We start from the raw sequence: 20,581 nt of genomic DNA on the forward strand, positions 1-20,581 counted from the left end.
GCGGGACACGTCTTCGCGGCGACCTGTCATCCGAGAGGTAACGGTGTGCGAAATCACATATGAGACCTCATCCCGAGGCGCATACTCCGACTGAGCGAGACCCGCTGGGGGACTGCGATGACCGATCCACACAACGACATCTCGCTGGCCAGAGCCGCCGACTTCGAATCATGGGCGGCGGTGCTGCTGTCGGACTGGTGGCCGGTGCTGACCGGCGGCCTGCCCCCGCCTGCGACCACGCTGCGCGCCTGGCGTGCCACCGACGCCACCGCGCAGAACGTCTACGTCGAGTTCGTCGCGCGGCAGTGGGCCGATCCGCGGCTCATGCCCAGCGCGCACACCGCTTGCACCACCCTCGGCATCCGCCTCGACGAGCCCGAATGGCGGCGCAGCCGCGGCACCCACCTGGCCGGCCGTACCGCGGACGCGACCGTCGGGCTGCGGTACTCCGACACCGCGCGTACGCTCTTCCTCCGCCTGCAGAGCATGCCGTGCCCGGTGACGGCGGGGGCGGGCCGACAGCTACTCACCGGGACCGAGGCGAATCTGCCGTTCCCGGACACCGCCGCCGGGCCGCTGGATGTGCGGGTGGCCCGTAACAGCGCACGGCACCTGCTCGCGATGCACAGCGCCCAGTACAGCACGCCGGCCGACCCCTTACAGCTGGGGCCGCCGGAGCGGGTCTGTGACATCGGCTGGGCCTTCATCTTTCCGTGGTCGACCACGTCCTGGTATACCGACGGCGCGATGCCCACGCTCCCCCCGGGCACCCGAGGACCGATCGTGGTCGTCAAGGACACTGGACACGCCTGGCTACTGAACAGCCTCAGCAGCTATGACGCGCAGCTGATCGCGTATGCGCGCGAGCATGGCTACCCGGCCCCGCTCGGGCAGCGGCGATGATCGGCATACCGGCCGCCGACTCCGCCCGAGCAGGCGCGCCGACCCGACCGAGCCGCCGAGCGGGATCGAACCGTTGCGGACCGTCGCTGCGATCGCGAGCGGTCGCACGCCGGCCCAGCAGGAGTCCGGACCGTGACTCGAACGCGCCACCGCCCTCCCCCGGCCCGCCGCAGTCGCTGCGGCTGCTGCACAATCTGTGCACCATTCCATGAAAACCCTTGTGGCCAGCGGAGTTTGTCGGTACCACGCGGTAGAATCGAAGATATGTTCGAGGGGGCTCGCCCCCGATCGCCACGGGAGGGACGCCAGTGCGCACACCGCAAACCGTTCTCATCGATCGCCCCTACACGCCGTTGCCGAAGCGCCCGCTGCCACCGGGCCGCCCCCGGGCGTGGTACGTCCTGCACAACCGGCGCCTGAAAGCGATGCGCCTGGCAATCGCCCTGCTCGACTCGGGCGTCTACGCACCGAGTTACGCCACCAACAAGCGGATCAGGCATACCGCCGAGGTGATCGGCATCCGACCGCCCTCCGACGCCACCTGCACCATGGTCCGCACCCTGATGCGCAGGCGGTACTGAAACCGCTGGGCGAGGCTCGCCGTCGCAGACCGCCCGAAGCCCGAATCGAGCGCAACGCTTCGGCACCGAACGAAGCATCTGCCGTGTTCGCGGCGCCGCAGGCGCTGCGAATCGAACACAGCTCAGCGGCTGCGGCGGCTCTTCTTGCGCGGCGGCGGCAGCAATCCCTCGGCGCGCAGGCGGGCGGCATGCTCCGCCAGTGCCTCGACCAGCGGACCGACCTGAGCCACCTCGGGCTGCACGTCCACACGCAGACCGAACTCGACGGCGGTTTCGGCGGTCTTCGGGCCGATGCACGCCACGATCGTGCGCGCGTGCGGCTTGCCCGCGATGCCGACCAGATTGCGCACTGTGGAGGACGAGGTGAACAGGACCGCGTCGAAACCGCCGGTCTTGATCATCTCGCGGGTCTCCGCGGGCGGCGGCGAGGCGCGCACCGTGCGGTAGGCCGTAACGTCGTCGATCTCCCACCCACGATCGCGCAGACCCTCGGCCAGCGTCTCGGTGGCGATGTCCGCACGCGGCAGGAGCACCCGGTTCACCGGGTCGAAAACGTCGTCGTAGGGCGGGAAGTCGGCAAGCAGCCCCTCCGAGGATTGCTCACCGCTCGGCACCAACTCCGGGTTGATACCGAACGCGCGCACCTTGTCCGCAGTGGCCTCACCGACACAGGCGATCTTCACACCGGAGAACGCCCGTGCGTCCAAACCGAATTCGGCGAACTTCTCCCAGACCGCGCGCACCGCGTTGGTGGAGGTGAACACCACCCACTGGTAGCGCCCGTCGACCAAACCCTTGACCGCGCGCTCCATCTGCGCCGGGCTGCGCGGCGGCTCGACCGCGATGGTCGGCACCTCCATCGGGATGGCACCGTGGGTGACGAGCCGATCGCTCATCTCGGATGCCTGCTCCTTGGTGCGCGGCACCAGCACGGTCCAGCCGTACAGCGCGCGCGATTCCCACCAGGACATCTTCGAGCGGTGCGCGACCGCCTTACCGATCGTCACCACCAGCGGACCGACCAGCTCCGAGGCCGCGCTGTTCAGCGTGGCCAAGGTCGCCTCGATGGTGCGCTGCTGACGGGTGGTGCCGCGCACCGTGACCGCCACCGGGGTCTGCGGCGCCATGCCGTGCTCGACCAGGGCACTCGCGGTTTCGGCGAGATGCCCGGAGGTCGCGTGCAGCACGAGCGGGCCAGGTGCGGCGGCCAGCGCGGCCCAGTCGACCTCACCGCGCACATCGGCCTCGGTGTGCCCCGAGCCGAGCGCTATGCCCGCGTAACTGGGCACCGCCGAGCCATTGGGCAGACCGGGCAGCACCTCGAAGACCATGTGCGACCGGGTGACGGCGTTGACCTCGGCGATCACCGAGTCCGCGGTCAGTGGGTCGCCCGCGACCACGCGCACCACGTCGTGCCCGGTCCGTGCCTCGGCGATCAGCGTCTTGGCCACTTCGGCGGGTTCGCCCAGCGCGGGTCGCACGTCGACGGGGCGTTCGCCATCAGGTCCCGGCTCGACCTCCGTGCCGATCAAGGCCAGCACGCCCTTGTCGACGTCCGGATCGGTGAAAGCCAGCGTCGCCCGTCCGATCACTGCACGGGCCCGCACGGTGAGCAGGGCCGGGTCGCCGGGACCGGATCCGACGAAAAGGATCCGACCGGGGTGCTTCTTCGTGCCTCGGCTCATGCCTGCACCTCGCTTACGCTCGGCTCCGGCGTGCCCGAAGGCAAGGCGCCTACGATTCGGTCGCTCATCGGCTGTTCTCCATTGGGCTGGGGTTGGGCAAGTCTGGGGCGGGCGGACTCACCGCCCGGGTGAGTGAACCGTCATCTGGCTCGGTGGCCAGCAGCTCGCGCGCGCCCATATCGAGCAACTCGCGGGCCAACGCACGGCCGAGCTGCGCCGCGTCCGCCGGGGCGCCGACCACCGACGCCCGCAACACGTCGGCCCCGTCGACGGCCGCCGCGCATGCGCGCAGCGATAGTTCCTCCACGATCCGTCCGTCGTCATCGAGCGACTCGACCACCTCGGCGAGCGCTCCGATCGGCGCGGTACAGCCGGCCTCCAGCTCGGCCAACAGTGACCGTTCGGCGAGCACGGACGCGCGGGTGGCCGCGTCGTCCAGGCCGGTGAGGATCTCCACGACGGCGGCATCAGCGCTGCGGCACTCCACGGCCAGCGCGCCCTGGGCGGGTGCGGGCAGCATCTGCACCGGCTCCAGCGCCTCGGTGACCACGTCCAGCCGCTCGATGCGGGCCAGCCCGGCTCTGGCCACCACGACGGCGTCCAGTTCACCCTCGCTGACCTTGCGCAGGCGGGTGTCCAGGTTGCCGCGCAACGGGACGATGTCCAGACCGAGACCGAGCGCCCGCAGCTGCGCGGCGCGGCGCGGCGCGGAGGTGCCGACCTTGGCTCCCGCCGGCAGCTCGCCCAGCACCAGTCCATCGCGCGCGACCAGGGCATCACGCGGATCCTCCCTGGGCGGGATGGCGGCGATGGTGAAGCGCGGGTCCTGCGCGGTCGGCAGATCCTTATAGGAATGCACCGCGATGTCGATCGCGCCTGCGGCCAGTTCGTCGCGCAGCGCGGAGGTGAACACGCCGACGCCGATCTTCTGCACCGGATCGGCGGACAGGTCTCCGGCGGTCTTGATCACAACCAGTTCTGCCGGGTGCCCGGCGGCGATCAGCGCGTCGCGCACCGTGCCCGCCTGGGTGAGCGCGAGCAGGCTCCCCCGGGTGCCGATCCGCCACGGCGCGCGGGTGCCGTCCGTGGTCGAGTTGCCTTGGTGATGCACCATGGTCATGTCGTCTGCCCCTGTTCCTCGCCGCGATGCCCGGCGGTGAAGTCGTCGGCCAGCGCGATCTCTCCGTCGGCCAGTGTGATCTCGCCGCGATCGCCGGCCAGCGCGGTGATCTCCATCGGCGCCGCGACTGCCTGCGCCGCACCCGGCTTCAGTTCGAACAGTTCGCGCAACGCCTCGGCGTAGCTGTCGCCGCCCGGCGTGGATGCCAACTGCTTGACCCGTACGGTCGGTGCGTGCAGCAGCTTGTCGACCACCCGGCGGACGGTGCGCGCGACCTCGTTGCGCTCCGGGTCGGCCAGGCCGGGCAGCCGCGAATCCAGCCGCAGCAGTTCGGCTTCGACCACCTCCGCCGCGCGCTGGCGCAGCGCGGCAACGGTCGGGGTGACTTCGGCCATCCGCTGTCCGGCAAGGTATCTGGCGAGTTCGCCTGCGACGATCGAGCGGGCGGCCGCGGTGTCGGCGGCGGCGGCGCCCGCGGCGGGATCGCGCTGCAACGTCTCGATATCGATGAGCGTGACGCCCGGCAGCCCGGCCACGGCGTGCTCCACATCGCGGGGCAGGCCGAGATCACAGAACACCAGCGGGCGCTCCACCGTCGCGAAGTCCTCGCCGCGCTCGCGGTCGGTCAGTGCGCGGTGCGTGTCGGCGAGCGTCACGACCACGCCGACCGCGCCGGTACAGGTGACCACCACGTCGGCCGCGGCCATCGCCTCGGGAAGCCGGAACAGCTCTTTCGCGTCGGCCACGACACCGTGCGTGCGCGCCGTCTCGGCGAGCCTGCGCGCCCGTCCGATCGTGCGGTTCACCACGATGATCCGGCCGATTCCCGCACGCGAAAGGTGCGCTACCGCGAGACCGCCCATCGCGCCCGCTCCGACGACCGCGGCCGTCCGGCCGGCCAGCGGCCCGAGCACATGCTGGGCACGGTCCAGTGCCACCGACACCACCGACGCGCCCGCGCGGTCGATCCCGGTCTCGGCGTGCACCCGCTTGCCCACCCGCAATGCGTGCTGGGCCAGCTCGTGCAGGGTCCGCCCGACAGCCTGCTGCGCGTCGGCTGAGGCATAGGCTCCGCGAATCTGGCTGAGTACCTGCTGCTCGCCGACCACCATCGAGTCAAGGCCACTGGCCACCGCGAACAAATGCTCGACGGCAGCCTCCGAATAGCGGACGTAGGCATGCTTGGTCAGATCGGGCATCGGCAGACCGGAGTGCTCGGCGAGCAGGTCGCCGATCTCGGCCAGGCCGCCGTGGAAGGCGTCCACCACCGCGTAGACCTCCACGCGGTTGCAGGTGGAGACGATCATCACCTCGGACACGTGGCTGGAGGCGATCAGGCGGGCGATCAGTTTCGGCCGGTCGGCATCGGTGATGGCCACTTTCTCCAGCACCGATACCGGCGCACTGCGATGCGAGATGCCGACGACGAGAACGCTCATGCCGCGACCCTCCAGGCTTGACCGCTCATGCCGTGTCTCATCTGGGCATGAGCGGAGCCCTCCGTGGCCACGCTGCGCTGCCGCCTCCAGGCTTGACCGCTCATGCCCGGGCCTCGCTATTGCTCGGCATCGCCGTGCCGCGCTGATAGATCCGCTCGCTGCGCTCACTCATGGTGTGACCACCGATCCCTTGCTGCTTGGCTCCGTTGCCTTATGCGGGGTTGTCGAGTGCTGAAGGACCGGGTGCGCGGATCCCGCGTGCGGTGTCGGCAGGCGATGGCCGATACGGCCCGACCCGCCGTGCGCGACCTCGGGTAGCGAGGTCTGCTCCGCATTGCGCACCTGTTCGAAGGAAAGCATTTGCATCTCGACGGCCAGATCGACGCGGCGCACCTCGACCGACGCCGGCGCGACCAGCTCGCACGGGGCGAAACTCAGGATCGACGGCAGACCGGCCGCGACGAGCCGGTCACACACGTCTTGGGCCGCGTCATCGGGAACGGTGATGACCGCGATGGTGGGCTCCAGCTCGGCGACCGCTTCGGCCAGTTCGGCGACATCACGCACCACCAGACCGGCGACCGTCATGCCGATCACCTCGGGGTGGCTGTCGAACATGCCGACCACGCTGAAGCCGCGCCGCCGGAAGCCGCCGTACCCGACCAGTGCCCGGCCCAGATTGCCCGCCCCCACCAGCACCACGCGGTGCCCCTTCGACAGGCCGAGCACATCCTCGATCCGGGACCGCAGCTTGGCCACGTCGTACCCGACACCACGAACTCCGTTGGGGCCGAGGAAGGATAGGTCCTTACGTAATTTGGCCGAATTGACACCCGCCGCGACAGCCAGTTCCTCACTCGATACGATGGCCACACTGTCGTCGGCCAATAGGGCGAGGACCCGGAGATAGGTAGCCAGCCGCGCGACAGTGGCCTGCGGGATGTCTTTCTGCAGAGCCCTGCCGGAGACGCCACCTGGCGCCTCATGCTGCTCTGTCACGTCGTCGGCTCCTCGTCCCGGCGCACCTCTGGCACCGGTTCGTCGCTCGACCCGCTGGCCCGGAAACGGTCCGGTGCCATGGTGTCGAAGTTTCGCATTTCGGGGGGGCGGCTCCGCAGCCTCGGCATGCGGGTCGCGTGCCACCACCGTATCTGCTTGTGAAGCCCTGCACAAAGTCGGTGAAATTGGCCTCATTTTCCGCCTCGACCAGCATAACGGCCGAAACGGGCCGGAAATGCCATCGTTCAGCGCGCCAGGTCCGCCCGTAGCCGGTTCTCGTCGACATCGAAATAGCTGTGCTCGCGGCCGTCGAGTAGCACGACGGGAAGCCGGTCACCGTACTCCGCGCGCAGGCCAGGGTCGGTTGCGGCGGCTTCATCGACGTCGATGGTTCGCGGTTCGATACCGAATTCGGCGCAGATCGCACGCAACTGTTCCCACGCCGTCGCACACAGGCCGCAGCCGACTCGGGTAAGCAATGTCACCGAATGTGTGGGATTGGTCATGACGGATATTTAATCGGGGGCCTGCGCGCCCCGCGGGCCCGGTAGGTGCCACTCGTTTGTGTCGCACGCCGCCTTCCGCCGTGACTGTCACCCGCTCCGGTTACTGTTGACATGGTTCGCGCGACGGGCGGAGGTACTGGTGCCGGAACGATCGAAGGTGGCAAGGGCCGGATTCATCGCGGGACGGTTCGGTGAGTTTCCGGCGCGGTGGAGCCAGATGGGCCAGGGGCTGCACGACCAGCTCGCCCGCATCTCGCGCAGCCCCTTCGGACCGAGCGAAGAGGAATTGCGCGCCAACCTGGCCGGTGAGGCGAGCGCGGACGCCGCACTCACGTTGCACGACGCCGAGCTGGCCGCGGGCGAGGCGGAAGCGGCCGGACCGGAGGCGCCGCGGGATCTGACCGCGGCGGCGTTCTTCGATGTCGACAACACGATGGTGCAGGGCGCGTCGATCATCCATTTCGCCCGCGGGCTCGCCGCGCGCAAGTACTTCAAGACCTCCGACCTGGTAGACGTCGCGTGGAAGCAGGTGAAATTCCGGGTCACGGGTAAGGAAAGCAGCACCGATATGGCCAGCGGCAAGGAAAAGGCGCTGGCGTTCATCGCCGGTCGCTCCACCGCCGAACTGGCCGCGCTCGGTGAGGAGATCTACGACGAGATCATCGCCGACAAGATCTGGCCCGGCACCCGCGCGCTCGCGCAGATGCACCTGGACGCGGGCCAGCAGGTGTGGCTGGTGACCGCGACGCCCGTCGAGCTGGCCCAGGTGATCGCGAAACGGCTCGGGCTGACCGGTGCGCTGGGCACCGTCGCCGAAAGCGTGGACGGCACGTTCACCGGACGCCTGGTCGGTGACATCCTGCACGGACTCGGCAAGGCGCACGCGGTGCGCACGCTGGCGATCCGCGAGGGCCTGAATCTCAAGCGGTGTACGGCCTACTCCGACAGCCACAACGACGTGCCGATGCTTTCGCTGGTCGGAACGGCGGTGGCGATCAACCCGGATTCGGATCTGCGCGAGGTGGCCAAGAATCGGGGCTGGGAGATCCGCGATTTCCGGACCGGGCGCAAGGCCGCCAAGATCGGCGTCCCGACCGCGCTCGCCCTCGGCGCCGCCGGCGGCGCCGTCGCCGCGGCGGTGACCCGTCGGCGCGACGGCGGCTAGCCGATTACCCCGTGAACAATTACCCCGTGAAAACGTTGCGGCGCTTGGTGAGCAGCTTGTAGAGCGTCTGCTGGATGGTCTCGCGCACCTGATCGGTGATCTCGAACATGGTCATCGGATCGTCGGCCGCCTCCGGCTCGTAAACGGTGGTCGCGACGGGGGTGCCGAACTCGATGTACCACTTCGATGGCAGCGGCACCGCGCCGAGCACACCCAGGTGCGGGAACAGCGGCGTCACCGGGAAATAGGGCAGCCCGAGCAACCGCGCCAGCGGCTTGAGATCAGCCAGCTTGGGATAGATCTCCTCGGAACCGACGATGGAGCACGGGATGATCGGCACTCCGGTGCGCACCGCCGCGGCGACGAAACCGCCACGGCCGAAACGCTGCAACTTGTAGCGGTCGGTGTACTGCTTGCCGACGCCTTTGAAGCCTTCGGGAAACACGCCGGTCAGTTCGCCGGCGCGCAGCAGGCGCTCGGCGTCCTCGCGGCAGGCGAGCGTGTGCCCGGCCTTGCGAGCCAGGACGCCGAGGACCGGCAGCTCGAAGATCAGGTCGGCGGCCAGCAGGCGCAGCGCACGCTGCTTGGGGTGGCGATCGTGCACGGCCAGCTGCAGCATCAGCCCGTCCAGTGGCACGGTACCGGCGTGGTTGGCCACGATCAGCGCGCCACCGGCCTCGGGGATGTTGTCCATTCCGCTGACCTCCACCCGGAACCACAGATCCGACAGCGGGCGCAGCGCGGGCAGGATCAGCGATTCGAGCAGGTGTTCGTCGAAGCCGAACTCGTCGACCTGATAGTCGCCGGTGAGCCTGCGGCGGGCGAAATCGGCGGTCTTGGCGACCTGTTTGCCGAGCGCGCCGCGCAGCATGTCGGTCACCGACCGCGGCGGGGGCGGTGCCACCGCGGCGCGCCGCTCGATCAGCGACGTCACCGGGCTGGGAGCGGACATACGTCGCGGCGCGAGCCGCTGACGCGCTTCGACCTGGAGGTCGTGCAGTTGGATGACCTTCGCTACGTCACTCATTCGTGTGCTCCCGTACCGGCCCCGAACAGGCCGAGCAGTTTTTGTTCTGCGGCGTCGATCCATGTTGGATCGACCACGGGCCGCAACGCTGCGCCCCCGATGAAGTCGTCGAACGCCTGTACCGTTGTCCAGCGCGGTTCGAACCCGAGTTCGGTGCGCATCCGCGTGGTGTCCAGGCCACAGCCGAAATGGAAATAGTCGAGCTGTTCGGTGGAGAACTCCCGCATCACCGTTCCCATCACCAGGCGCCCCGCGGTGCGGAACACCGTGAACGGCACCGGCAACTCGACCCGGCCCGCCCGCCGAACCGCTTGCGACAGCGACAGCGCACCGTCACCCGCGATGTTGTAGGTGCCGCTCGCCATGGTGCGCGCCGCGAGGGTCAGCGCGGCCACCGCGTCCTCCTCGTGCAACAGCTGCATCCTGGCGTCCCGGCCGAATACGGTGGGCGTCACCGGCGACCGCAGATATTGCACGCCCCGGGCGGCCAGCCGCGGCCCGACAATCGGGGCGAAGCGCAGAATTGATGTGGCGATATCCGGACGTCGACGCGCGAGCCCGCGAACGTAACCCTCGATATCGATCAGATCGCGCGCAAACCCTCCCCTCGGCGGCGTGCGCGCACTCATTTCCTCGCTGAATTTCGCGGGATCTTTCGCGCTGCATCCGTACACCGCCGACGAGGAGCGCAACACCACCCGACGCACCGACGGCGCCTTCTGGCACACCGCAAACAGTTGCATCGCGCCGAGGACGTTCAAATCCTTCATCACCGCGCGACCGCCGCCCGCCGGTGGGCGGGCCAGTACCGCGGCGTGCACCACGGTGTCCACCCGGCCACCATCGATCACCTTACGGATCAAGGGGTTTCGAATGTCGGCGCGCACGAATTCCGCGCGGCCCATGCGCCGCTGCAACTCTCGGCCGGGTGTCATCGTGTCGACGGCGAGAATGCGTTCGATACTGTGATCCTGAGCCAGTCGTGCGACAACAGTGCCGCCGAAGAACCGGCTGGCCCCGGTGACCAGCACGACCTTCGGTGTGTGCCCTTCCCGACCCTCAGAACCCACCGGCACCCGCTTCCCATCGGCCAGCCGCCATGTGATTAATTCCCGGTCCTAGCGTAGCGGGTGGCTACCCGCTCACCGAGAGTATTAACCAGGATCTAACGATGACTTCAGCCACGCGATACAAATGGTGATATTCAAAATTTCAACTTTCAAACGAAAGGCCCGTCACCTATTGGTGACGGGCCCGACGCAGCTACCACACAGCGACGCTTACTTGCCGAGTTTGCGACGCTGAACACGCGTGCGGCGAAGCAGCTTACGGTGCTTCTTCTTCGACATGCGCTTGCGGCGCTTCTTGATCACAGAACCCATAGGGTTGTCCTCGCGTTCTCTCTACTCGGCGCGCACGCTCGCCGTGCGCGATTACCGGACGTCCGTCCGCCGAGCCCCCGGCCGACGAGCCGGGGTCGCTCGGCAAGCTCACGCCCCGTGTTCGCGCCGCCGGAAACCACGAGGCAACCGACATCGATGCCACCGGCGGGCGAACACGAACCGAAGAGCTATCGTACCGGCCCGGCGCGGTGGTCCCGAAACCGCCTCATCCAGCGTCGAAATAGGAGGTTTCCAGATAGTCGTGCACTGCCTTGGCGTGCACTCGGAACGATCTGCCGACGCGCACGGCGGGCAGCTCGCCCGAGTGCACGAGCCGGTACACCGTCATCTTGGACACCCGCATAAGATTCGCCACTTCCGCGACGGTGAGAAACTGGGTGCCGCCACCGAGCACTGATTGCCCCGGTGTCGCGGCGTCACGTTGAGTGTGGGAATTCCCCCGAGCGCCTGCGGGACCGGAGCCGCCGGACGCTCCGGAACTCGCAGACATCTTATTCGAAGACATCATTGCACCATTGACCTCCGGCACGTCCGCGCCGCCGGCTTCCCCACCGGCGGAACAGACACGCACGTGCTCCTTGAAGCTTAGCGGGACCAGTGGTGTTACTGCGACGGGAGTGAGAAATCGGGTTTTCCGATCGGCAACAGACCGGTCAATCCGTTGACGTGCCCTGTTCGACTGACCGTTGTTTGGCCGCGCAGAGCGCCTCCAGGAACGACGAGCGCAGACCGCCGCGCTCCAACTCGCGCATCGCGGCGGCGGTGGTGCCCGCCGGCGAGGTCACCGCGGCACGCAGTTCCGCGGCGGACTGGCCGGATTCATCCAGCAAGGCAGCAGAGCCGACCATGGTCTGCACCACGAGGGCAGTGGCGACGTCCCGGCTCAGTCCGAGCCCCACGCCCGCGTCCACCATGGCCTCGACGACCAGGAAGAAGTAGGCGGGCCCCGAGCCGGACACGGCGGTGACCGCGTCCATCTGGCTCTCCGCGACCGTCACCACCTTGCCGACCGCGGCGAGTATCTCGGTCACCAGCTCCAGATGCTGTTCGCGTGCGTAGCGCCCCGGCGCGATCACGCTCATGCCCTGCCCCACCAGCATCGGCGTATTCGGCATCACCCGCACTACCGGGAATCCGGCAGGCAACTTGCCCTCCAACCGGGCGGTCGGCACACCAGCAGCCAACGAGGCCAGCACCTGATCGCGGTCGCTGCCCAGTTCGGCCTTCCCCAGCGGGGCGAGCACCGCGTCCACATCGCCCGGCTTCACCGCGATCACCAGCAGATCCGCGCCGATGGCCGCATCGGCCACGTCGTCGGTGACCCGGATACCGAGCCGATCGGCGAGCAGATCCGCTCGTTCCCGATGCGTCTCCACCACAACCAAATCCTTGGCCGGTCGCCCGGACTCCAGCAACCCGGCGACCAGCGCCTCTCCGATGCGGCCGCCGCCGATCACCGCAATTCTCGTCATGGGTGTCAAGGCTAGACGGGGCGGACTCGGGCTCAGCGTTGGGGAACGAGCGCCAGCTGACGACTCTGCACGACCACGGCCCCGGTCGAATCGAGCACCAAATGGTCCTCATCGAACAACCGCCCGCCGATCTCGTGTGTGGTCGCGATGATCCGCAACCAGCCCGGCGCGGGCCTGCGGCGCAGGTAGGTGGTCAACTGCACGGTCGGCGCCCAGCCGAAGTGACCGAGGTTCATCGGCACCGGCGGGCTCAGATCGGCGGTCATCATCGCGAAGAACATCGCGATGTCGGGGTCCCGCTCGTCGCCCGGTCGCGGACGTATCCACAGTCGCAGGTGTGGTGGCCCCTGCTCGCCGTCCAGAAAGCGGGCACCGGCACGGTCCAGGTAGATGTCGGCACCCTGGCCGATGTGCACCACCTCGCCCAGCAGGGTGCCGGGCTCGTACCGGATCGCGTCGGCGGGCGGGCGCACCGGCATGTCGGTGTGCTGCCGCACGTAGATCGGGTTCTCGTCGTCCAAGTGACCGAAGGTCAACGCGGTACGCACCAGGACGCGACCGCCCTGCACAAGGTCGGTGCCGGCCAGGCAGATCTGGCGGCCGATCTTGCGGACGCGCACCTCGTACTCGACCTCGCCGGGTTCGGGCGCACCGAGAAAGTCGGAGCTGGCGGCGATCGGCGCCATGCCGACCAGGGCCGGATCGGTCGCACGCAGCCAGTTGGTCGCGGCCGCCGCGCTCGCCGCGACCATCGTCCCGCCGTGCACCTTGGGTCCGATAGTCCAGATGTCATCGATGACGCCCAGGTAGCGGCCGGTATCCGAGGCGGAAGACGGCAGTTCGGTCAGCGCACACACCTGGCTGAACGGCGCGTCGGTCGCGGCGGCCGGGCCGAAATCGGCCGTCAGCTCCGAAGTCATCCTCACTCCTGTCGTCCATCGGCGGCGGACTGTCCCGCAAGCTTCGTACAGCGTAGAACGCAAGGTGCGACAGGGAATTGCGCTATGCCCGAGGTTGGGACGACCGTCACATCGGCGGCTCGGCCGAGGCACGGTGCGCCCCGGTCGGCTCGGGCGCGGCGGCGGCCACGTTCAGGTGCCTGCGCGCGAACGCGAGCGTGCGGTGCAGCATGGCGGCCCGGTCCTGGGTTGTGCGGGCGTTCTGCGTGTTGATCTCGGCTACTACCTGGCCGGTGAAACCGGCGCGGACCAGACTCTCGCACACCTCGGCACACGGCTGGGTGCCCTCGCCGGGAACCAGATGCTCGTCGTGGGCGGCGCCGCGGCCGTCGGCCAGGTGCAGGTGGGCCAGGCCCGGCCCCATGCGGGCGGCCAGTGCCAGCGCGTCGGTGCCCGCGATCGCGGTATGCGACAGGTCGAGGGTGTAGTGCCGGAAACCGGTATCGGTGGGGTCGTACGACGGGCTGAACGCGGTCAGCGCGGGACCCGGGCCACCGCGGCGCTCCAGCCGTCTGACCGCGCCTTCCCGCCGACCGAACAAGGTGTCCGCCCGCATCGGGAACATGTTCTCCACCGCGACGATGACCTGGCTGTTGTCCTCCAGCTCGGCCACCTGCGCGGCGAACCCCGCCGCGTAGCGGCGCTGCCAGCGGAACGGCGGGTGCACCACCACGGTGCGCGCGCCGAGCTCCTCCGCGGTGCGCACACTGCGCTCGAGCTTCGCGATCGGGTCCGAGCCCCACACTCGCTGCGAGATCAGCAGGCAGGGCGCGTGCAGGGCGATCACCGGGACACCGTATCTGCGGGAGTAGGTCTGCACAGTGCTGATGCTCTGACTGGCCGGTTCGGCCCAGACCATCAATTCGACACCGTCATAACCGACTTCGGCCGCGTAGCGGAACGCGTCCTCGGCATTCTGCGGGTACACCGCCGCCGTCGAAAGGCCGACCTGGATAGGCGTGGGTCGCGGCGCGCCGCCGGGCTCATCCGGCGAGACGGCTCCGGTCCACGATCGCGTCCCGGGTGCCTGCCGCACCCCGGTCTCGCCCGCTTGCCCGATATTCCGCACAGCCCGCTCCCTGCTCAGTTCGTATTGAGGAGAAAAGCTAGCGGCCCCAGCGTGACGAAGATGCCCACGACGACGGCGATCACAGTGCTGAGAATATCGTCGGTCCGGCGCAGAATTCGCACGAGGGCCACCAACCCGAGAATCGCGATCATCGCCAAGGCCAGCGCTACCCAGGGCAGCATCTCCCACATGCGCTCGAAACCCTTGAACAGCAACATTCCCGCGATCACCGCGCCGGCACTCTGGCCGCCCAGGATCATCCACTGGCGCCGGTTGGCCTCGTACTCCGAATTCCGGCCGGCCCGCGACCGGCGCGAGATAGCCCTCGGCCGCTCGGCGGCCTCGTCCTCGTCGTCCTCGTCGTCCAGCTCGATCGGCTCGTAGACATCGGTGGCACCGTCCAGCTCGCCGGCATCGACCACGGAACGTTCGCCACCGCGCCTGCCCCGCAGCGCTGCGGCGCGCTCGGCTCGCTCGACGCCATCGCGCAGGAGGTCACCCGCCACCGTCGGCCCGGATACCAGTTGCTGGTCCTGGCTGGCCAGCGACCACGCGGAGGTCGGGATCGCACCGGAGTCCAGGGCCGCGTCGCGCGCCGGGGCCTGACCCTTGTGCCGCCGGGCAGACCAGGCGGGAAGGCCGTTTTCACCGGCGGCGTTGCTCCGGGATCCGTTTCGGTGCGCCTGCGGGTGCGGGTCAGGAAGAGGTGGCCGTCCCGGTTTCGGGCGCGCGTCGGGTGGCGGCTCCGATTCCGCGGCGAAGCCGCCCGTGGCCGGTGACCACGCCGCGGTGGCGGGCCCGAGTTCCTCCGCCGCCTCGGCCGCCTCCGCCGCTCTGCGCCTGGCCGCGCGGCCGCCCTGGACACCGTTGCGCTCCGGGCGCCCGTGCGATCTGCCGGGCTCGGACCGACCGAGTCCGGGCTCATCGAATTCCGTGTGGTGGGTTCGGCCGAGGTCGGCGGCCCGGGAGTCGGGCGGCACCTCCCGGCCCTGCGACTCGTGCCAGCCGCGTTCCTCGGTGGCTTCCTCCTCCGGCTCGTCTTGTCTGCGTCTGCGGCGGGAGCGCGGCGGCGTCTCCGGCACGGCCGCACTGAACTGCGGGTCCGGCGCGGAAGCACCGGGCGCGGCCGAAAACAGTTCGGAGACCGGAGTATCCGAGGAGAGCGGATCGAGGGGCACACCGCGCCGCGTGTCGGAGGGCATCTCCCGACCCGGCATCACCCGGCTCGACCAACCGGGGCCGAGATTATCGACCCGGGGTGGATTGTCGGTCCGTGGCGGTTCGGGCTGGGCGTAACCCGCCAGCGGGTCGTAGATCGAAATCGGGCCCGACATGGGCGAATACACCGAAGGGTCGGGCGCCGGTTGCGGTGCGTAGGAAACCGGCGCCGGCGGATCGAACGAGGACGACGCGGCTGCGGGTTCTTCCGCCTCTGCGGGTTCTTCCGCGCCGGAATCAGGCGCCGCGTGCGCCGAATGTCCGCCGCCCTCCCGGATGACCGGCAGGTCTCCGGTCAGTTCGGCGACGGAGACGCTGCGGCTGCCGCGGCGGCGCCTGCCCCCACCGGACGAGGCGGCTCCCTGCTGGCCGTTGCGTGCCAGCAGTTCCGCGACCGACAGCTGTTTGGAATCCTCGGTCATGACGACACCGTCCCGATCGGTCCCGACAGCGGGGCGCCACCACCCGGCGCCGGCTTACCGTCCGAGGCTGCCGGGCCCGCTGCGTAGGTTGCTTCGAGTCCACCATTCATATCGGTATCCAGTTTGCGCAGGATGAGCCCTTCGCGCAGCGCCCACGGACAAATCTCTAATGTATCCAGCGACAGTGCCCGCATACTCGCCTCCGCGACCAGTGCGCCAGCCACCAATTGCTGTGACCGATCGGAACTTACGCCTTCCAATTCTGCACGGTCCGACGCCGTCATCCGCGAGATGAACGCAATCAGTTGGCGCAGACCCGAGCCGGTCAGTGCACGGCGCACCCGTGGCCCCGCGGTGGAGGGAGCCGCCCCGGTCAGTCTGGCCAGCGATCGAAACGTCTTCGACGTGCCGACGGCCAGGTCGGGTTTGCCCGGCTCGATCAGTTTCTTCGCCGGAACCACCAGTTCGGCGTCGAGCCAGTCCCGCAGCACGGCCACCCGGCGCTTGCCCGGCGGATCCTCGCGCAGCCATTCCCTGGTCAGGCGCCCCGCACCCAGCTGCAGCGATAACGCGACGTCCGGTTCTTCGTCGCCGCCGTTCGTCATCTCCAGCGACCCGCCACCGATGTCCAGATTGAGAATGCGGCCGGCGCTCCAGCCGTACCACCGCCGCACCGCGAGGAAGGTCAGCCGCGCCTCATCGACACCGGACAGCACCCGCAGGTCGACGCCGGTGGATGCGCGCACCTCGGCGAGGACCTCCTCGGAGTTGGTCGCCTCGCGCAGCGCCGAGGTCGCGAACGGCATCAGCTCGACGCATCGGGAGGTCTCGGCGATGCTGGCGAATTCGGCGACGGTGTCGATCAGCCGCCGCGCGCCCGCTTCGGTGATGCGGCCCGCGGCGTCGATGTTCTCCGACAGCCGCAGCGTCGCTTTCGTCGAGCTCATGGGCAGTGGGTGACCGCCACGATGCGCGTCCACCACCAGCAGGTGAACGGTATTGCTTCCGACATCCAGTACCCCAAGCCGCACATGAACACGGTACTGGGTACTGCGGCCCTTCAGCCCAGGCGATCGAGCTGTTAGCGTCTGGATGTGTGACGGTAGGCGCATCCGCGAGCAGCCAGACCCGGCCCCGACCAGCAGGAAAGATCGACCCGACCCCCGAAGTCGATCTCGACTTTCCCCGGGAATGGATCGAGTTCGTTGACCCGGCAAACGACGAGCATCTGATCGTCGCCGATTTGACCTGGCTGTTGTCGAGCTGGACGTGTGTCTTCGGCACACCGGCCTGTCAGGGGATTCTGGCCGATCGGCCGGACGACGGCTGCTGCTCGCACGGCGCCTTCCTCTCCGATGAGGACGACCGCAAACGGCTGCAACGTGCTGTGAAAATGCTCACACCAGAGGATTGGCAGTTGCGGGATGAAGCCGTCAACGCGGAAGGCAAGGTCACCAAGAAGGGCTATCTCGAGCTCGACGAGCTGGACGAGGAGCCCGCGCTGCGCACCCGCCGGTTCGACGGCGCGTGCATTTTCCTCAACCGCCCCGGCTTCGCCGGCGGCGTCGGTTGCGCACTGCACACCATGGCACTGCGCCGCGGCATCGAACCGCTGGAAGTGAAGCCCGACGTGTGCTGGCAGTTGCCCATCCGGCGCACCCAGGACTGGGTGGACCGCCCGGACGGCGTGCAGATCCTTCGAACCATGATCACCGAGTACGACCGCCGCGGTTGGGGCCCGGGCGGAACAGATCTGGACTGGTACTGCTCCGGCTCCCCCGACGCCCACGTCGGCAGCAAGCCGGTCTGGCAGACCTATGCGCCGGAACTGACCGAGTTGATCGGCGCACCCGCCTACGAGGAGCTGGCCAGGCACTGCAAGCGCCGGGAGGGCCTCGGACTGATCGCCGTACACCCGGCCACCGTGCACGCCGAGCGGATGCGCGATTGCGCCCACCCGCCGGCCTGATCGTTTGCGCACCGAGCGCTTGCGCAGCGCCACCGCCTCCGGTGCCGGGTTCACCCCCTCGCCATGCGAGCTTTACCCGAATGGGGTTTGATGTGCCGCTATGTCGAAGAAAGTTCTCACCACGGCGACCATCGCGCTGGGCGCCGTCCTCTCGCTGACCGGAGTAGCCCACGCGGAGCCGAATGGCGACCCGCACAAGTTCTACGACTTCACCTCGGAATTCGTCTCGGCCACCGATCCGGCCGCGGGCAACGCCAAGGCCGCGGGCAAGCTCCTGATCGCGAGCCCATACGGCACCTCGCACACCATCGCCTGCCGCGGCACCAACACCGCTGACCTCTACGACTGCATGCAGGAAGACGCCCTGGGCTGGATCACCCTGCAGAAGACCGAGACCCCGCTCGGCACCACCTGGATCTACTTGCCGTAGCCTTCCCACCTCCCCGTCTTCAGGCCGTACTGGTCGGTTCGGCGCCCCCCGGGGGGGTTCTGGGCGTGCCCGGCGAGTTACCCATGTGCTCACGAGATCAGTTGTGCTGTTTCGTGAGCACATGGGGTGTCGGGTGGGTTTTACGCCTCCAGCTTGTAGCCGAGGCCGCGCACCGTGACCAGGTGCTCCGGCTTGGCCGGATCGGCTTCGATCTTCGAGCGCAACCGTTTGACGTGCACGTCCAGCGTCTTGGTGTCGCCGACGTAGTCCGCGCCCCACACCCGGTCGATCAGCTGCCCGCGGGTGAGTACCCGCCCGGAATTGCGCAGCAGATATTCGAGCAGGTCGAATTCCTTGAGCGGCAACGTGACCTGCTTGCCGTTCACCAGGACGGTGTGCCGGTCGACGTCCATCCGGACCGGACCAGCCTCCAGCACGCCGCTCTCATTGGAACCGTCCAGGTCTTCGCCCGCGCCGCGGCGCAGCACCGCGCGGATGCGCGCGATGAGCTCGCGCGCGGAATACGGCTTGGTGACGTAGTCGTCGGCGCCGAGTTCCAGGCCGACCACCTTGTCGATTTCGCTGTCACGCGCGGTGACCATGATCACCGGGACGCCGCTGCGGATGCGCAACTGCTTGCACACGTCGGTGCCGCTCATGCCGGGCAGCATCAGATCGAGCAGCACGATGTCCGCCCCGGACCGGTCGAATTCGGCGAGCGCGGACGGTCCGTCACCGACCACAGTGACCTCGAAACCCTCCTTGCGCAGCAGGAACGCGAGCGGATCGGCCAGCGACTCCTCATCCTCGACGATCAGAACACTCGTCATCTGCGTGCCTCCACACCATTCGGTCGGCCCGGCCCTGACGGACGCGGGCTTGTTTCTATCGTGCTCACCACAGTGCCGTCGTGATCGTCGTCGGCGCCCGCTTCGTGGTGGGCGGGTATGCGCAAAGTGAACGTCGATCCGGTACCCAACTTGCTCCACAGGGTGATTTCCCCGTTGTGGTTGGCGGCCACGTGTTTGACGATAGCCAGACCGAGCCCGGTACCGCCGGTGGAGCGGGAACGTGCCTTGTCGGATCGGAAGAATCGTTCGAAAACTCGCTCTTGGTCTTCCTTGGCGATGCCGATGCCACGGTCGGTGACCGCCATCGCGACATGATCGCCGCGCAGCGAGCGGCTCACCGACACGTGCGAACCGGGCGGTGAATAGGCGATCGCGTTCTCCACCAGGTTGGACAGGGCGGTGACCAGCAAGGTTTCATCGCCGAGCACCTCCAGGCCGCTCGGCCGGTCGGTGCTGACCGTGATACCGGCGGCCTCGGCGGCGGTACGCGAGCGGTCCACCGCCTGCATCACCACGGTGTCCACGTCCACCACTTCGAGCTCGGGCAACTTCTCCGCACCTTGCAGACGCGAGAGCGCGATGAGTTCGGTCACCATCTTGCCGAGCCGCCGCGATTCGCCGAGCACGCGCTGACCGAAGTGCCGCACGGCCTCCGGGTCCTCCGCCGATTCCAGCAGTGCCTCGGCCAGCAGGCTCATCGCACCGACCGGGGTCTTGAGCTCATGGCTGACGTTGGCGACGAAATCGCGCCGGGTGGCCTCCATCCGCGCCTGCTCGGAATCGTCGTCGGCGAACAGCACGGTGAACGTGGTGTCTTCGCGCGACAGTTGCCTGGCGACGCCACGCACGGCGATGCGGCCGCGGCCGGGGACGGGGTTCTTGGCGGTGAGGTCGAACTCGGCGGACTCGCCGCTGCCGAGCACTTTCTCCACCGCGACCCAGGCGCGCTCGTCGAGCAGGCGGTTGCGCACCAGGCCGAGCTCCTCGGCGCGCGGATTGACCAGCACTACGTCGCGATACTCGTCGACCACCGCGATACCGCTTTCGGAAGCGAGCACGATCAGGTCGAGGACCTGCGACATGGTGAGCCCGGAGTCGGCCTGCCTACGGGCGGCTTGCCTGGCATTCACATACGGGATCAGTAGCCCGCCGACTGCCAGACCGACGACAGCCGCGAGGACTGCCAAGAGCACGGCCTGGGGAACACTCACCCTTGAATCGTACGGTCGCCGACGGATCGGCCAACGGCGGGTGCGCGAAGTTTCGCGCAGGTCATGGCACCTTATGGACACGTTAGCCGCATGTTTACGCGCCGTTCGCCCGTACTCCTCGCCGCTGCGTGTCTTCAGCCCATAGCAGGTTG

The 20,581-nt window shown here is 68.5% G+C and carries 21 protein-coding genes; 5 read left to right on the forward strand and 16 right to left on the reverse strand.

Annotated elements, in window-relative coordinates:
* Positions 1-117 precede the first annotated feature (117 nt).
* Together ACT86A_RS03230 and ACT86A_RS03235 are read left to right on the forward strand one after the other, a co-directional pair.
* A complete protein-coding gene (locus ACT86A_RS03230) occupies positions 118-903 on the forward strand; it encodes a hypothetical protein (RefSeq protein ID WP_445090459.1) in 786 nt (261 codons plus the stop codon).
* 308 nt (positions 904-1,211) lie between these two features.
* Entirely contained in the window at positions 1,212-1,484 is a 273-nt protein-coding gene (locus tag ACT86A_RS03235; RefSeq protein WP_445090460.1) for a hypothetical protein, read from the forward strand.
* A 122-nt stretch (positions 1,485-1,606) separates the two neighbouring features.
* Here ACT86A_RS03235 and ACT86A_RS03240 read toward each other — a convergent pair whose 3' ends face one another.
* The 5 genes from ACT86A_RS03240 to ACT86A_RS03260 all read right to left on the reverse strand — a co-directional run bounded on the left by ACT86A_RS03240 (position 1,607) and on the right by ACT86A_RS03260 (position 7,233).
* Positions 1,607-3,169 (reverse strand): bifunctional uroporphyrinogen-III C-methyltransferase/uroporphyrinogen-III synthase, encoded by a 1,563-nt coding sequence (locus ACT86A_RS03240; protein WP_445090461.1) that lies wholly within the window; start codon positions 3,167-3,169, stop codon positions 1,607-1,609.
* A 64-nt stretch (positions 3,170-3,233) separates the two neighbouring features.
* The gene (hemC, locus tag ACT86A_RS03245) at positions 3,234-4,289 is read right to left on the reverse strand and encodes a hydroxymethylbilane synthase (RefSeq protein ID WP_445090462.1); all 1,056 of its coding nucleotides are present in this window, start codon (positions 4,287-4,289) and stop codon (positions 3,234-3,236) included.
* Positions 4,286-5,728 (reverse strand): glutamyl-tRNA reductase, encoded by a 1,443-nt coding sequence (locus ACT86A_RS03250; protein WP_445090463.1) that lies wholly within the window; start codon positions 5,726-5,728, stop codon positions 4,286-4,288. Before ACT86A_RS03250 ends, hemC begins: the two co-directional genes overlap by 4 nt.
* Before the next feature lie 168 nt (positions 5,729-5,896).
* Positions 5,897-6,727 (reverse strand): redox-sensing transcriptional repressor Rex, encoded by an 831-nt coding sequence (locus ACT86A_RS03255; protein ID WP_445090464.1) that lies wholly within the window; start codon positions 6,725-6,727, stop codon positions 5,897-5,899.
* Between the two features lie 245 nt (positions 6,728-6,972).
* Complete coding sequence (locus ACT86A_RS03260; protein WP_445090465.1) at positions 6,973-7,233, reverse strand: glutaredoxin family protein; 261 nt, start codon at positions 7,231-7,233, stop codon at positions 6,973-6,975.
* Between the two features lie 217 nt (positions 7,234-7,450).
* On the opposite strand from ACT86A_RS03260, the gene ACT86A_RS03265 reads away from it, so the two are divergent.
* Entirely contained in the window at positions 7,451-8,398 is a 948-nt protein-coding gene (locus tag ACT86A_RS03265) for an HAD family hydrolase (protein WP_445090672.1), read from the forward strand.
* 19 nt (positions 8,399-8,417) lie between these two features.
* On the opposite strand, the gene ACT86A_RS03270 is transcribed toward ACT86A_RS03265, so the two are convergent.
* The 9 genes from ACT86A_RS03270 to ACT86A_RS03310 all read right to left on the reverse strand — a co-directional run bounded on the left by ACT86A_RS03270 (position 8,418) and on the right by ACT86A_RS03310 (position 16,999).
* Complete coding sequence (locus ACT86A_RS03270; RefSeq protein WP_445090466.1) at positions 8,418-9,425, reverse strand: lysophospholipid acyltransferase family protein; 1,008 nt, start codon at positions 9,423-9,425, stop codon at positions 8,418-8,420.
* A complete protein-coding gene (locus ACT86A_RS03275) occupies positions 9,422-10,495 on the reverse strand; it encodes an NAD-dependent epimerase/dehydratase family protein (protein ID WP_445090467.1) in 1,074 nt (357 codons plus the stop codon). Before ACT86A_RS03275 ends, ACT86A_RS03270 begins: the two co-directional genes overlap by 4 nt.
* A gap of 210 nt (positions 10,496-10,705) precedes the next feature.
* Positions 10,706-10,807, reverse strand: coding sequence for a 30S ribosomal protein bS22 (locus ACT86A_RS03280; protein WP_003402602.1), 102 nt, complete (start codon positions 10,805-10,807; stop codon positions 10,706-10,708).
* Positions 10,808-11,033: 226 nt separating this feature from the next.
* Positions 11,034-11,318, reverse strand: a complete 285-nt coding sequence (locus ACT86A_RS03285) for a helix-turn-helix domain-containing protein (protein WP_445090673.1) — start codon at positions 11,316-11,318, stop codon at positions 11,034-11,036.
* 163 nt (positions 11,319-11,481) lie between these two features.
* On the reverse strand, positions 11,482-12,300 hold the full coding sequence (gene proC, locus ACT86A_RS03290) for a pyrroline-5-carboxylate reductase (protein WP_445090468.1): 819 nt from the start codon (positions 12,298-12,300) through the stop codon (positions 11,482-11,484).
* A gap of 32 nt (positions 12,301-12,332) precedes the next feature.
* Positions 12,333-13,220, reverse strand: coding sequence for a thioesterase family protein (locus tag ACT86A_RS03295; RefSeq protein WP_445090469.1), 888 nt, complete (start codon positions 13,218-13,220; stop codon positions 12,333-12,335).
* Positions 13,221-13,326: 106 nt separating this feature from the next.
* Positions 13,327-14,214 carry a sugar phosphate isomerase/epimerase family protein gene (locus tag ACT86A_RS03300; RefSeq protein ID WP_445090674.1) on the reverse strand — a complete coding sequence of 296 codons (888 nt, stop codon included), beginning with the start codon at positions 14,212-14,214 and terminating at the stop codon, positions 13,327-13,329.
* 128 nt (positions 14,215-14,342) lie between these two features.
* On the reverse strand, positions 14,343-15,968 hold the full coding sequence (locus ACT86A_RS03305; protein WP_445090470.1) for an Rv0497 family membrane protein: 1,626 nt from the start codon (positions 15,966-15,968) through the stop codon (positions 14,343-14,345).
* Positions 15,965-16,999, reverse strand: a complete 1,035-nt coding sequence (locus ACT86A_RS03310; RefSeq protein ID WP_445090471.1) for a Ppx/GppA family phosphatase — start codon at positions 16,997-16,999, stop codon at positions 15,965-15,967. The genes ACT86A_RS03305 and ACT86A_RS03310 overlap by 4 nt, the downstream gene beginning before the upstream one ends.
* A gap of 65 nt (positions 17,000-17,064) precedes the next feature.
* Here ACT86A_RS03310 and ACT86A_RS03315 point away from each other — a divergent pair, with 65 nt between their 5' ends.
* Together ACT86A_RS03315 and ACT86A_RS03320 are read left to right on the forward strand one after the other, a co-directional pair.
* Positions 17,065-17,937, forward strand: a complete 873-nt coding sequence (locus tag ACT86A_RS03315) for a DUF3109 family protein (RefSeq protein ID WP_445090472.1) — start codon at positions 17,065-17,067, stop codon at positions 17,935-17,937.
* Positions 17,938-18,037: 100 nt separating this feature from the next.
* Positions 18,038-18,367 (forward strand): hypothetical protein, encoded by a 330-nt coding sequence (locus ACT86A_RS03320; RefSeq protein WP_445090473.1) that lies wholly within the window; start codon positions 18,038-18,040, stop codon positions 18,365-18,367.
* A gap of 140 nt (positions 18,368-18,507) precedes the next feature.
* Here the strand turns inward: ACT86A_RS03320 and ACT86A_RS03325 are convergent, their stop codons facing one another.
* Positions 18,508-19,197, reverse strand: a complete 690-nt coding sequence (locus ACT86A_RS03325) for a winged helix-turn-helix domain-containing protein (RefSeq protein WP_445090474.1) — start codon at positions 19,195-19,197, stop codon at positions 18,508-18,510.
* On the reverse strand, positions 19,194-20,429 hold the full coding sequence (locus ACT86A_RS03330; RefSeq protein ID WP_445090475.1) for a sensor histidine kinase: 1,236 nt from the start codon (positions 20,427-20,429) through the stop codon (positions 19,194-19,196). The genes ACT86A_RS03325 and ACT86A_RS03330 overlap by 4 nt, the downstream gene beginning before the upstream one ends.
* Positions 20,430-20,581 lie beyond the last annotated feature (152 nt).

The organism is Nocardia glycosmidis, from assembly GCF_052545115.1.